This is a genomic window from Pseudomonas sp. NY15463 (assembly GCF_048068415.1).
GTDB classification, from domain to species: Bacteria; Pseudomonadota; Gammaproteobacteria; order Pseudomonadales; family Pseudomonadaceae; genus Aquipseudomonas; species Aquipseudomonas mosselii_C.
In genome coordinates, this window is sequence record NZ_JBLUQD010000001.1 from 408,340 (window position 1) to 420,416 (window position 12,077).

Annotated in this window: 11 protein-coding genes; 5 read left to right on the forward strand and 6 right to left on the reverse strand. The window is 61.1% G+C overall.

Annotated features, from left to right (window positions below):
- Positions 1-4: 4 nt before the first annotated feature.
- The 3 genes from ACNFIC_RS01990 to ACNFIC_RS02000 form a co-directional block, all read right to left on the reverse strand.
- The gene (locus ACNFIC_RS01990) at positions 5-757 is read right to left on the reverse strand and encodes an SDR family NAD(P)-dependent oxidoreductase (RefSeq protein WP_416779551.1); all 753 of its coding nucleotides are present in this window, start codon (positions 755-757) and stop codon (positions 5-7) included.
- Entirely contained in the window at positions 754-1,176 is a 423-nt protein-coding gene (locus ACNFIC_RS01995) for a nuclear transport factor 2 family protein (RefSeq protein ID WP_138217550.1), read from the reverse strand. The genes ACNFIC_RS01990 and ACNFIC_RS01995 overlap by 4 nt, the downstream gene beginning before the upstream one ends.
- Before the next feature lie 98 nt (positions 1,177-1,274).
- Positions 1,275-1,724 carry a PAS domain S-box protein gene (locus ACNFIC_RS02000; protein WP_416779553.1) on the reverse strand — a complete coding sequence of 150 codons (450 nt, stop codon included), beginning with the start codon at positions 1,722-1,724 and terminating at the stop codon, positions 1,275-1,277.
- Positions 1,725-1,877: 153 nt separating this feature from the next.
- Here ACNFIC_RS02000 and ACNFIC_RS02005 point away from each other — a divergent pair, with 153 nt between their 5' ends.
- Complete coding sequence (locus ACNFIC_RS02005; RefSeq protein ID WP_138217552.1) at positions 1,878-2,765, forward strand: MerR family transcriptional regulator; 888 nt, start codon at positions 1,878-1,880, stop codon at positions 2,763-2,765.
- 28 nt (positions 2,766-2,793) lie between these two features.
- Here ACNFIC_RS02005 and ACNFIC_RS02010 read toward each other — a convergent pair whose 3' ends face one another.
- The 3 genes from ACNFIC_RS02010 to ACNFIC_RS02020 are packed head-to-tail and all read right to left on the reverse strand — an operon-like array spanning position 2,794 to position 5,355.
- Positions 2,794-3,756 (reverse strand): chemotaxis protein CheV, encoded by a 963-nt coding sequence (locus tag ACNFIC_RS02010; RefSeq protein ID WP_416779555.1) that lies wholly within the window; start codon positions 3,754-3,756, stop codon positions 2,794-2,796.
- Positions 3,757-3,788: 32 nt separating this feature from the next.
- On the reverse strand, positions 3,789-4,808 hold the full coding sequence (locus ACNFIC_RS02015; RefSeq protein WP_416779557.1) for a methyl-accepting chemotaxis protein: 1,020 nt from the start codon (positions 4,806-4,808) through the stop codon (positions 3,789-3,791).
- Entirely contained in the window at positions 4,720-5,355 is a 636-nt protein-coding gene (locus ACNFIC_RS02020) for a PAS domain-containing protein (protein WP_416779559.1), read from the reverse strand. Before ACNFIC_RS02020 ends, ACNFIC_RS02015 begins: the two co-directional genes overlap by 89 nt.
- A gap of 488 nt (positions 5,356-5,843) precedes the next feature.
- On the opposite strand from ACNFIC_RS02020, the gene ACNFIC_RS02025 reads away from it, so the two are divergent.
- From ACNFIC_RS02025 to ACNFIC_RS02040, 4 genes are all read left to right on the forward strand, one after another.
- Positions 5,844-8,705: a sensor histidine kinase gene (locus tag ACNFIC_RS02025; protein WP_138217555.1), complete on the forward strand. Its 2,862-nt coding sequence runs from the start codon at positions 5,844-5,846 to the stop codon at positions 8,703-8,705.
- Entirely contained in the window at positions 8,695-9,816 is a 1,122-nt protein-coding gene (locus ACNFIC_RS02030; RefSeq protein WP_416779561.1) for an HD-GYP domain-containing protein, read from the forward strand. Before ACNFIC_RS02025 ends, ACNFIC_RS02030 begins: the two co-directional genes overlap by 11 nt.
- A 126-nt stretch (positions 9,817-9,942) precedes the next feature.
- Positions 9,943-10,620: a thermostable hemolysin gene (locus tag ACNFIC_RS02035; RefSeq protein ID WP_138217557.1), complete on the forward strand. Its 678-nt coding sequence runs from the start codon at positions 9,943-9,945 to the stop codon at positions 10,618-10,620.
- Complete coding sequence (locus tag ACNFIC_RS02040; protein WP_416779563.1) at positions 10,610-12,073, forward strand: AMP-binding protein; 1,464 nt, start codon at positions 10,610-10,612, stop codon at positions 12,071-12,073. The genes ACNFIC_RS02035 and ACNFIC_RS02040 overlap by 11 nt, the downstream gene beginning before the upstream one ends.
- Positions 12,074-12,077: the final 4 nt, after the last annotated feature.

Below are 12,077 nucleotides of genomic sequence, written 5' to 3' on the forward strand. Positions count from 1 at the left end.
ATCATCATTCCTGTTCATGACGGGCGAGGCGTTGGCCCAGTGCCAGACGCCAGCGCGCCGGCAGTGCACCAAGCAGGCGCAGTACCCAGGTGAAAAGACCTGGGAAGTTGATTTCCAGCGGACGCCGGGGCAAGCGCTTGGCGATATGTCGGGCGGCACGCTGCGCGGTCCACAACTGGGGCATGGGAAAGTCGTTGCGACGCGTCAGCGGGGTGTCGACGAAGCCTGGGCTGACCAGGGTGGTCGCGATGCCTTCATGCGCGAGGTCGATTCGCTGTGACTCGATCAGATAGCGCACTGCGGCCTTGGAGGCTCCATAGGCGCCGGCGCGGGGTAGCGCCAGCCAGGTCACCGAGCTGCCCATCACCACCAGATGAGGGCGTTGGCCGGCGCGCAGCAGGGGCAGCGCCGCCGCCAGGCAGTAGCTCAGGCCCAGCAGGTTGGTGCGCATCACGCGCTCCACCAGCGTCGGGTCGAAATGCCCGGGCTCCAGGTACTCACAGGTGCCGGCGTTGAGAATGGCCATATCCAAGCCACCCCAGGCCTGCTCGATCTGGGCGGTGATCGCCGCGACCTGCTTGGGATCGTCAAGGTCGCCTAGCGCCAGCAGCGCTTGCCCTGGAAAGCGCTCGGCCAGCGGTGCGAGGCGATCAGCGTGGCGACCGCCCAAGGCCACGTTATGGCCTTGCTCCAAGAGCAGTTGTGCGAGTGCGGCACCGATCCCGCTACTGGCGCCGGTCAACCAACAGCGGCTCATGCCAGCCTGCCTTTGAGCCAGCCGATAGCCCGACCCATGATGGGGATGTGCTCGTAAAGCAGGGCTCCGGCGTCGAAATAGTCCTGATGAAAATGTACGCGCTCGCGCCAATGCAAGACGCTGCACCCTTGCACGGCGATCGGCTGACCGCGCGCCAGGCGTGGATGACGAAACTGCAACGTCCAGCGCAGGTAACCTTGCCCAGGACGCACCTCGTCGGCACTGGAGAACTCGTAGCGAATGTCTTGGGCGTTGGCGTACAACTGCTTGAAATAGGCGCTGAGCGCTGGCAACCCCTGGATGCGATGCAGCGGGTCGCGAAAGGTCACATCTTCGCTATACAGATGCTCCAGCACGCCGAGATTGGCGGCATCCAGGCGGGCGAAGCGTTCGGCGAATTCCTGTAGATAGGCTGACATGCTGGACTCCCGCCAATCCTGTACAAAAGTGATGTGTTGTACAGGTATAGCTGAAGCCCACGAAATAATCTATACAGAAATAATTTCTTGTATAGGTATTAGCGGGTCTCGGCCTCAGCTAGGCGCAGGCGCAGTTGGGCCACTTCAGCCTCCAGCTCGCGGACCCGCTGCTCGGCGCACACCTGCGCCGTGACGTCGCGCTGGATACCGATGTAGTAGGTTAGCTGGTCTGCTTCATTGCGCACGGGCGTGATGGACAGCTCGTTCCAGAACAGGCTTCCGTCCTTGCGGTAGTTACGCAGCACCTGTCGGCAGGGGCTGCCTGCGCGGATCGCCTCGCGGATGGTTTGAAGGGCCTCTTGGTCATGATGCTCGCCTTGAAGGAAGCGGCAGTCTTGATAGAGGATGTCGTCGGCGTAGTAACCGGTCAGGCGTTCGAAGGCGGGATTCACGTAAATCAGGATGCTGTCCTTGCCTTCCTGCTCGGCGACGACGATGCCATCGTTCGAGTGCTCGACCATCAGTTGCAGGAGTTTCGCGTTGATCATGGGCCCACCTTCAGGCGTTTCGTATGCGTGATGCGCAGTTTAGCGTCTGCCTGGAAGGCATCGGCATCGTTTGCTGCATGATGACCCAAGCAGGCTCGCCGCAGAAGCCGGATATGGGTTTAGAATGTCTGACCTCCTGGATACCCGCTTGCGATGACTGACGCTCCTCAACCCGATCTGCTCCCCATGCGCGATGTGGTCAACCTGACCGGCATCAACCCGGTGACCTTGCGTGCCTGGGAGCGCCGCCATGGATTGATCCACCCCCAGCGCACCGAGGGCGGCCATCGGCTGTACACGGCGCAGGATGTCCAGCGTATTAACGACATCCTGCACTGGACTGGCAAGGGTGTGCCTATCAGTAAAGTCGGCGACCGGCTGGCAGGCCAGCCCGATGTATCTGTCCAGCCGTCTTCTGCCTTCGATGAGTGGCGCAGCGCCCTGGCGAGCGCCGCCAAGGCTTTCGATGCACAGGCCCTGGAGGCGGTGCATGGCCAGTTGTTCACCCTCCTGCCCAAGCGCACCGTGCTACGTGATGTACTGTTACCGGTGTGGCATGACCTGGCCACAGGGGCTGCGCCGGGCCAGCGCAGTCAATGGTCGTTTCTCGATACGTTCTTGCGGGCCCGCTTGCTGATGCGTTTGCAGATGAACCAGGTGCATTCGCCGCGGGTCCTGCTGGCCGGCGCCCAGGGGCGCGCCGAATTTCCGCTACTGTGTACCGGTCTGCTACTCAGTGGCGAGCAGCAACGTATCGATGTTCTTGGCTGCGATCAGCCGTTGGAAGAGCTGCCTTTACTGTGTGCCGCGATTGAGCCTGCGGCGTTGGTGATACGTGTGCAGGCACCGGTGAGTGTGGCGTTGACCAAGTGCCTGCGTTCACTGCAGATGGAAATCGCCTGTCCGCTTGCAGTGATTGGCCACGGGCTGGGCGACTCGCACGTGGCCTTCGAAGGCATCCCGCTGCACCTGCTGGACGAGGACAGTGCTAATGTTGCACGCCTGCTCAGCGCGTTGCTCAGTGGCACGTTGGACCTTTGATCGCTAGCACTCACCATGCCCGCGCGTCTCAACTCGGCGCCTGGGGCGGCGGCGCTGAGGCATGTAGCGCAAACTGTCGGATGCGGTTTGTCACCAGCCCCGCCAAGGCGTCGGGACGGAACTTGGCAAGGAACTCGTCGGCGCCGACCTTTTTTACCATGGCTTCGTTGAAAGCGCCGGACAAGGACGTGTGCAGCGCAATATGCAGGCTGGACATGCGTGGGTTGGCGCGGACCTCGGACGTCAGCGTGTAACCGTCCATTTCCGGCATTTCGATATCTGAAATCATCATCAACAGCTCATGGGTTGGCTGCTTGCCGTCTGCCAGCATCGTTTCCAGCAACGACAGGGCTTGGCTGCCGTCGTTACAGGCCAGCACTTGAACACCGACGGCTTGCAGACAGCGACTGACCTGCCGGCGAGCGACCGAAGAATCATCCACGATCAGCACCTTGAAATGGCTGGCCTGTTGGCAGATATCCGCATCGAGGGTGCCTTCGCTGAGTTGCTCGCAGACCGGAGACACCTCGTTGAGGACCTTTTCCACGTCGATGATCTCAACCAACTCGCCGTCCACGTGCGTGACCGCAGTCAGATAATGGTGGCGTCCGCTGCCCCGAGGTGGAGGGTGAATCCCCTCCCAGTTCAGGTTGACGATGTGCTCGACGTCGCTGACCAGGAAACCCTGGGTGCGACCGTTATACTCGGTGATGATCACAAAGGCCGTTTCACGATCATGCAGCCCTGGCAGTCCGGTGGCTTGAGCGAGGTCAAGGATCGAGACCGACCTGCCTCGGACGTTGGCCACGCCGCAGACCACCGGATGGGCGCCTGGGAGGCGCGACAAGGGCGGGCACTTTAGAATTTCGCGCACCTTGAACACGTTGATGCCATAGCGTTGCTTGTCGTCGAAGCGAAACAGCAACAATTCCAGGCGATTCTTGCCAGCCAGCTGCGTGCGGCTGTCGACGGTTTCCAATAGACCAGCCATTTTTCACCTCGTTGCTCGAACTGAGCGCCTGTTCAGCCATTGAATCGGGTGACTAAGGCATTGAGTGCATGGGCCGTGTTCTCGAGATCTGCGCCTAAATCGCAAGAGTTTTCAGCGATGTCGGCGTTCTGCTCCGAGACGTGCGCGATGCTGGTGATCTGCCGAGAAATTTCCTCCGCGACGTGCGCCTGCTCTTCGGAGGCCGTGGCCATTTGCTGGCTCATTTCGTGGATACGGCCGACGGCGGTATTGATGCCATCCAACGCTTGTTGCGTGCTGATTACCTGAGCCACGCCGCTGACCGCTTCGCCGCTGCCCTGGCGTGCCACCGCCACTGCTTGGTTGGCCACCTCTTGCAGGGTCTGGATGATGCGCTGGATGGTTTGGGTAGACTCCTGGGTTTTGGAGGCCAAGGCGCGCACTTCGTCCGCCACTACCGCGAAACCTCTGCCTTGTTCACCCGCTCGTGCCGCCTCAATCGCCGCGTTGAGCGCGAGCAAGTTGGTCTGTTCGGCAATCGAGCGGATCATGTTCGCCGCTTGCTGTATGGTTTGCGTTTCGTTGGCCAGCCCTTCGACCGAATGGCTCACTGCCTCGACCGTTTCGGCGAGCTTCTCGATCACGTGGCGGGTCTTCTGCGCTTCCTGCGAGCCGGTCTGAGTCAGCAGGTTCACTTCATCGGCCGCCTTGGCGGTGTGATTGATGTGCACTGCCACCTCGGCAATCGAGGTCGCCATCTGGTTCATCGCGGTGGCCGCCATGTCGGCTTCGTCGCGTTGTTTGGTCAGGGCTTGCTCCGACTGACGCGAAAGTGACTGGCTCTGTGTGGCGAGGGCTGCGGTTTGGTTGGCGAAATCGCCCAGGCGACTCAGGGCGGTGCGAATCTTGGCCTGCTCGCTGATCAGGATCATTTGCAGTTGCCCAGCCATGCCGCGCTCGTCGGTATAAGTGCGGGCGATCAACTCACTGTCGAAACTGCCAGCCGAGACGCTGCGGATCGTGTTCAGGGTCTTGCGCACCAACACTTCGGCCAGTCCTTGCAGCGCGAACATCCCCACGGCAGCCGTGAGGGCGCCTGGTAGCGTACCGGCCCATTCGAAGACCCCGGCAGCTGGTAGCTGCGACCAAGGTCGGAGGCAGGACCATGCGCACCCAGAACCCCAGGCGCTCGCGCAACGGTTGGCTCTGCTTGTTGTCCTTGAGTCGGGCATATAACTGGACAGCACGCTGGACCTGATCTCGATCTGGCTTGACCCGCACCGACTCATAGCCGGTCAGGACCCCCTGAGAGAAGATGGGTGTGACATAGGCGTTGACCCAGTAGTGGTCGCCATTGCAGCAGCGATTCTTCACCACCCCCATCCAGCTCTTGCCTTCCTTGAGGTAGGACCACATGTGGGCAAATACCGCGCTGGGCATATCGGGATGACGCACGATGTTGTGCGGGCTGCCGAGCAACTGTTCGCGGCTGTAGCCGCTTACCGCCACGAACTCGTCGTTGCAGTAGGTGAGTTTGCCGTGCAAGTCAGTGGCGGAGATCAGGCGCTGGCCTGCCGAAAATTCGAGTTCTTTTTGAGTGACCGGAAGATTAGTTCGCATGCTGCAAACCTCTGTGAACGCTGTAGGCAATTGTTCTTTAATGGCTGTCCATTAGCTCAATCGCGCGTCCTGCTGTCTTTGCGAGGCCGTTCGGGGGGCTGGTCTGGGCGAGGGCACCTGTATGCAGGTCAGTGATGATCTGCAGACTAATTGGTGGCTTTTTGATGTCAATCGAGCTGGCAGCAAAATCTTGTTACATGTGCGTTTTCCGCTTGAAGTCTTGACCTGGGTCAGTGTTTAGCCGGCTAAGGGCTGGTAGAGGAGAGTCATTTTCACTTGCGACTTGGACGCTGCTGATAGGCCGTTGGTTTTGCAGTTAATTGCTATTTGCCCCCCTTGCGCGTCATCCAAACGGTTATTTGGCAACGGCAGATATTTTTCTAGACTGAAGCGACGAAGGGAGTTCGTATTCCGGGGCGGTGAGCTATACAAGCAATAGTGGCTTTGTGCTGCTATTGGTTCCGTCCTCGGGCATGCACGGAGGCGAAATGGGCAAAGCGGTGAGTCGAATCCTGTTGCGGCAGTGGATGTGGCGGGCGTTCATGCGCAGCGCGCTGATTCCTCTGATCTTGGTCGAGAGCGTATTGGTCGGCTGCTACCTGCTGAGCAATCAGGCGATCCGCGACGCGCAATTGGGTTACCTGGATCGCAGTGCTATCGACAGCCTTGCCGCTAGCGCAGAGCAGAATGCGCTGATCATTCAGAACCAGCTCGACCACATTGGCGATACCGCGAGCCTGCTGGCGCGGTTGACCGAACGGGCCTTGCAGGGGCCAGCCCAGGGGGCCGTGGAAAACCTCTCGGTATCGGCCCAAGGTGCCAGGTTCAGCGCGCAGGACCGGGGCGGTTCAGCCTCTTTTTACTCTGCCGCGACGCCGCTGGATCGTCAGGACCTGGACAAGGTCAACCGGCTCGCTACGCTCGATCCGCTGTTCATGGAAATTAAGAACCATGACCCTATCATCGCCAGCCTGTATTTCAACAGTTGGGACAGCTATAACCGCATCTACCCCTGGTTCCGCACTGATGAGCAGTACCCGCCGGACATGCGCATCCCGGAATTCAACTTCTACTACCTGGCGGATGCGGCGCATAACCCGGAACGCCGCACACGCTGGACCGACGTCTACCTGGATCCGGCAGGGCATGGGTGGATGATGTCGGCGGTGGCCCCGGTGTATACCGGGGACTTTCTCGAAGGCGTCGTCGGTATCGATGTCACCATCGGCGCAGTATTGCCACAGCTTGAAAAATTGAAAGTCCCTTGGGATGGATACCTGCTGCTTGTCGGGCGCGACGGGACGATCATGGCCATGCCGGAAAAAGCCGAGCACGATTTCGATTTGCAGGAACTGGTCCAAGTCCCTAGCCAGAACAAAATCAGCAGTGAGCGCTTCAAACCGCAGAACTTCAACCTGGGGGCGCGCGACGACACACGTCAGTTGGCTGATCAGTTGAACACGTCCGGCTCGGGCAATACGCAACTGGCCCTGAAGGGGCGTGATCACCTGATTGCCTGGAGTGCTATTGGCAGCACGGGGTGGCACCTGCTGGCGGTGGTCGACAAGGAAATGGTCATGAGCGCGACCAATACCTTGGCGGAGCACTACCGCGACATTGGCTATCTCATGATCGCCGGCCTGGTGGTTTTCTACCTGGGCTATTTCAGCGTGCTCTGGAGTCGTTCGCGCAAGCTCAGTGAGCGGCTGCGCAAGACCATCGCCGATATCAGCGGCATGCTCAATGAGATCGGTCGTGGCCATTGGCAGCCACAGCGCGCTGAGTCGCAGATTCAGGAACTGGACGAAATGGCTGGCGACGTATTGACCATGGGGGCGCAACTGGCGACCAGCGATCTGCATCGGCGCATGGCGCAGCGCCGGTTGATGCAGATCATGGACTACCCTACCTCGGGTATGTGGGAGTATCACCCGGATGATGATTGCCTGAGCCTGCACGGCGGCTTGTGCGAACGCTTGGGTTGGCCGGGTCAGCAGATTACCCGGGAAGCCTTTCTGGAAAGGCTTGACGAGCCGAGCGCCCAGCAATTCCAGAAGGTGCTCGACAGCCTACGCTCAGGCAGTATCCAGCGTATCGAGTTGGAACTGAGGATGTACCAAGCTGATGGCCATGCCCTGTGGGTACTGTGCCAAGGTCGTATGCTGGATGTCTCGGTCGAAACCACCCGGGCTGCACTGGGCACGCTTGTAGACATCGACATGCTCAAGCTGGCCGAGGCGGACCTCAAGGCGCGAACCCATCAGGCGCAGGCCGCGAACCAGGCCAAATCACGTTTCATTTCCAGTATCAGCCATGAATTACGCACCCCACTCAACGCCATCCATGGTTTTGGGCAGCTCCTGCATATGCAGGTGCAGGATGCGGTGGCCAAGGATCAGGTCGAGGAGATTCTGGCTGCGAGTAGCCACCTGACCAATCTGGTGGATGACCTGCTCGACTGGTCCAGCCTGCAAGCAGAAACCCAGAACCTCAGCCTTGTACCGGTTCAGGTCGCCAGCGTGCTGGAGGAGTGTTCGGAGATGATGGCCGCTCAGGCCCAGGCCGCCGGACTGAAACTGCACCTTTGCCCAGTGCCGCCGCAATGGTGGGTGCGCTCGGAGCCCAGGCGTTTGCGGCAGGTCATGCTGAACCTGCTGTCCAACGCCATCAAGTACAACAGACCCGAAGGCAAGTTGCTGGTCGGCGCCGAAGCGCTGCCGGGGGTCGTGCGGCTGTATGTCGAAGATGGGGGCATGGGCATCGAGCCTCAATTGCAAGCGGAGCTGTTCGAGCCCTTCCAGCGCCTGGGCAAGGAAAACACATCGATTCAGGGCACCGGTATTGGCCTGGCTCTGTGCCGCGAATTGGCTGGCCTGATGGGCGGGTCGATGGGGTTGCGCAGCGTACCCGCAGAGGGCAGCCGCTTCTGGATCGAATTGCTCGATGCTGCGCAGTGGGAGAGCCCCGAGGACGCAATCGATCCAAACGTATTCTACGCCGGTGCGGATGCCGACATCGTCACGCAAGTGCCCATGCTACTGGCCCCGCAGGTTCATTTCGAGCACGGCACGTTGCAGGCGTGCCTGGCCCGCGCCCGCGAGTATGGCGCGCCGCAGGTGCTGCTGCTTGATTGTGACGAGGATGAGCCACAGCGCTTGAGCCTGCTGGGGCGGATCCGCCGTACCGCCGGGGCAGAGCTGATGTCACTGATTCTGATTGGCAGTGAGCCGCGCAAACTGGCGTCGCTGGGGATCGAATTCCAGGGCGTGCTCGCCAAGCCTGTGAGCCGTGAAGAACTTGCCCAATTGCTCAGCGCGTTATTGGAACAGGAGCCGACGAATGTTCACTGATATCCCAGATGATGTACGCATTGTCGTGATCGATGACGTCGCTGCGAACGTACGCTTGCTCAGTTCGAGCCTGAAAGCCTTCGGACTTTCCGATGTGGTGTGTTTTTCAGACTCCGCAGAAGGCTTGCAGTGGCTGACCGAAAAGCCTTGGGATTTGCTGCTGCTGGACTTGGACATGCCAGAGCCCAATGGCTTTCAGATACTCGAACAGCTCAGTGGACGCGACCGGTCGCGCCAGCCGGTGATCATTCTCACCGCGTTGACCGACGCGGCCAGCCGACGTCGCGGGCTGGAACTGGGGGCCAACGACTACCTGCCCAAGCCGCTCGATCTGCCGGAACTGGTGCTCAGGGTGCGCAACTGCCTGCGCTTGGCGCAGGCGACGCGTCGCCTGCAGCAGACCAACCTGGACCTTGAGTTGCAGGTGCTGCAACGCACCGTGCAGTTGCAGGAAAGCTACCGTGCGGCGATTCGTGCCTTGGGCAGAGCTGCTAGCTATCGGGATAACGAGACCGGTGAGCACATTCAGCGCATCGGCGACGCCTCGGCGTTGATCGCGCGGGCGATGGGGCAGCCGGCGGCCTGGTGCGAGCGTTTGAGAATGGCCGCGCCGATGCATGACCTGGGCAAGATCGGGATTGCCGACCACATCCTGCTCAAGGAGGGGGTCCTTACCGCGCAAGAGCGCCAGGTGATCATGGGCCATCCCGAAATCGGTTACAGCATCCTGCACGATGGCGCGATGGATGAGTTGACCGAAATGGCGGCGCAAATCGCCTACTGCCATCACGAAAAATGGGATGGCACGGGCTACCCGCGTGGGCTGTCTGGCGAGCAAATCCCTCTTGAAGCCCGCATCGTGGCGCTTTGCGATGTGTATGACGCTCTGCGCATGCCACGCCCCTACAAGCCCAGTTGGAGCGCGCAGCGCGCCCAAGCCTTTATCCTGGAGCAGGCAGGGCAACATTTTGACCCGCAGCTGGTCCAGGTCATCCAGGACTGCTTCGAGCAAATCGAGCAATATTTCGAACAACCCCAGAAGGCGCATGGCCTGCCCACTGACCAGCAAGCGCCGCATCCGCAAGGGCAGAGCCGCATCGCCGGGGCCTGACAGCCCCGCACAGGCGTGCAGCGTCGAACGTGACACCTGTACGCCTAAAGTCGAAAGCGCCACTTCAGATTCTATTCAGATTCGGCCTCGATAATTTCCCCGTCGAACCCAATTGGGGGGAGTTTCATGACCGAGTCTCAATGGAGCAGCCTGCTCCCGCTGCCGATCGGTAGCCATGCCGACCACCGCGCGCAGCTTTCGCTTCATCTGGCGGGGCAGACTTCACGCGCAGATCTGGAGCACTTCATCCACACCTGCTTCGCCACCGTGCACCAAGCGGATGTGCAGCACTATCTACCCGAACTGCTGGCCCTGCATGACAGCCACGGTCGGCTGATCGCCGCCGCTGGGATGCGGCCAGCCAACCAAGGCCCGTTGTTTCTCGAACGCTACCTTGACGCACCCTTGGAAACCGCTGTCGCGCAAATTGCCGGCGCCCCGCTGGAGCGCGCATGCCTGGTCGAGGTGGGCAACCTGGCGTCGCTCAGTGCCGGCAGTGCTCGGATCATGATCATCGCGGTGACCTGGCTGCTGGCCACTCGCGGCTTCGAGTGGGTGGCCTTCACTGGCGCTGCGACATTGATCAACAGCTTCCAACGGCTGGGGTTGACGCCCACGGTGTTGGCCGTGGCAGATCCACGACGTTTGCAAGGGCAGGTAGATGAGTGGGGGACTTACTACGAGCAACGCCCCCAAGTATTCGCCGGAAACATCGGCTATGGCTTCGCCGCCCTTGCTCGGTCCGGCGTGTTTCAACGCCTGGGTTTACCTGTGCTGGTCGAGGAGGCTGGTCATGCGGCATGAATTGGAACGTTTTCGGGAACTGCTCATGCACTACGCTGCCGACCATGCGGGGGCCGTGGCGGTGAAAGGGCAGACGCACAGCTACACCTATCGGCAGCTACTCGGTGAGGTGGGGCTGCGCGCCCAGCTGCTGAGTCGGCAGCCGGCGGGTGCCTTGGTCCTGGCGCTGGACAATGGCCCTGACGTGTTGTTCTGGGACCTGGCTGCGTTGTTCGCCGAGCGCGCGTGCGTGATCGTGCCGTCATTTTTCAGTGCTGCGCAGTTCGAGCACTGCCTTGCACAAAGCGGCGCATCGACCGTGCTGTGTGCGGCGCAATGGACGTCGCAGCTGGTTACCCAAGGGTTTGTTCAGCAAGGTGAGTTCTGGTTGCGCAAGGGCGCGACTGGCGCTCGATTGCCCGAGGGCACAGCCAAGATCACCTACACCTCGGGCAGTACCGCGAGCCCTAAAGGTGTCTGCCTCAGTGCTGAGGCGATGCTGCGGGTCGCCCGTGAGTTGGAGGCCGCCAGCCGGCCGACCGAACCCCAGCAGTACCTGGCGGTGCTGCCGTTGGGCGTGCTGCTGGAGAATCTGGGGGTGTACGCTGCACTCATGGCTGGGGCCTGCGTGCAGCTTTACCCGCAACAGCAATTGGGCATGAACGGCGCAAGCCAGGTGGACTTCAAGCGGCTGCTGGGTGCGATCGCCCTGAGCGGTGCGCAGAGCCTGATCCTGGTGCCGCAACTGCTGATGGGACTGGTCATCGCCATCGAGCGCGGACTGATGCGCGTAGGCCCCTTGCGTTTCGTGGCGGTGGGCGGTGCGCGGGTATCGCCAAGCCTGCTGGCGCGGGCTGCTGCGGTGGGTTTACCGGTGTTCGAGGGCTACGGCCTATCCGAATGCGCCTCCGTGGTAGCGCTGAACCGTCCCGGTGCCGTGCGCCCTGGTAGTGTCGGCAAGCCTTTGCCGCATGTACAAGTGCGCATCGCCGAGGATGGCGAGGTGCTGGTGGCGGGCTCGACACTGCTTGGATACCTGGAAGACGCCCCGGTGACCCAGTCCTGGTGGGCAACGGGCGATCTCGGCCATCTGGACGAGGAGGGCTATCTGTATCTCGATGGGCGCAAGAAGCACCAGTTCATCACCAGCTTCGGGCGCAACGTCAACCCGGAGTGGGTCGAGGCCGAACTCACCCAGCGCGGCGTCATCGCCCAGGCCTTCGTACATGGCGAAGCCATGCCGCACAACCTGGCACTGCTCTGGCCGCTGGACCCCAGCGTCAGCGACGAGGCGATCGAGCAGGCCGTGCAGCAGTGCAACGCACAACTGCCCGATTACGCCCAGGTACACACCTGGCGGCGTTTGCCAGCGCCGCTAAATGCGCTTGACGACACCCTGACTGCCAACGGCCGCCCGCGACGCGAGGCGATCTTGCAGCGCTACCACTCCTTGTTATCCGACATCTCGTTGTGAGGTT

Excerpts from the sequence above, each read along its gene's own strand:
- ACNFIC_RS02010 (WP_416779555.1), bottom strand. The coding sequence starts at position 3,756 with ATGGCTGGTCTATTGGAAACCGTCGACAGCCGCACGCAGCTGGCTGGC.
- ACNFIC_RS02030 (WP_416779561.1), top strand. The coding sequence starts at position 8,695 with ATGTTCACTGATATCCCAGATGATGTACGCATTGTCGTGATCGATGAC.
- ACNFIC_RS01995 (WP_138217550.1), bottom strand. The coding sequence starts at position 1,176 with ATGTCAGCCTATCTACAGGAATTCGCCGAACGCTTCGCCCGCCTGGAT.
- ACNFIC_RS02040 (WP_416779563.1), top strand. The coding sequence starts at position 10,610 with ATGCGGCATGAATTGGAACGTTTTCGGGAACTGCTCATGCACTACGCT.
- ACNFIC_RS02015 (WP_416779557.1), bottom strand. The coding sequence starts at position 4,808 with ATGTTCGCGCTGCAAGGACTGGCCGAAGTGTTGGTGCGCAAGACCCTG.
- ACNFIC_RS02020 (WP_416779559.1), bottom strand. The coding sequence starts at position 5,355 with ATGCGAACTAATCTTCCGGTCACTCAAAAAGAACTCGAATTTTCGGCA.
- ACNFIC_RS02005 (WP_138217552.1), top strand. The coding sequence starts at position 1,878 with ATGACTGACGCTCCTCAACCCGATCTGCTCCCCATGCGCGATGTGGTC.
- ACNFIC_RS01990 (WP_416779551.1), bottom strand. The coding sequence starts at position 757 with ATGAGCCGCTGTTGGTTGACCGGCGCCAGTAGCGGGATCGGTGCCGCA.
- ACNFIC_RS02035 (WP_138217557.1), top strand. The coding sequence starts at position 9,943 with ATGACCGAGTCTCAATGGAGCAGCCTGCTCCCGCTGCCGATCGGTAGC.
- ACNFIC_RS02000 (WP_416779553.1), bottom strand. The coding sequence starts at position 1,724 with ATGATCAACGCGAAACTCCTGCAACTGATGGTCGAGCACTCGAACGAT.
- ACNFIC_RS02025 (WP_138217555.1), top strand. The coding sequence starts at position 5,844 with ATGGGCAAAGCGGTGAGTCGAATCCTGTTGCGGCAGTGGATGTGGCGG.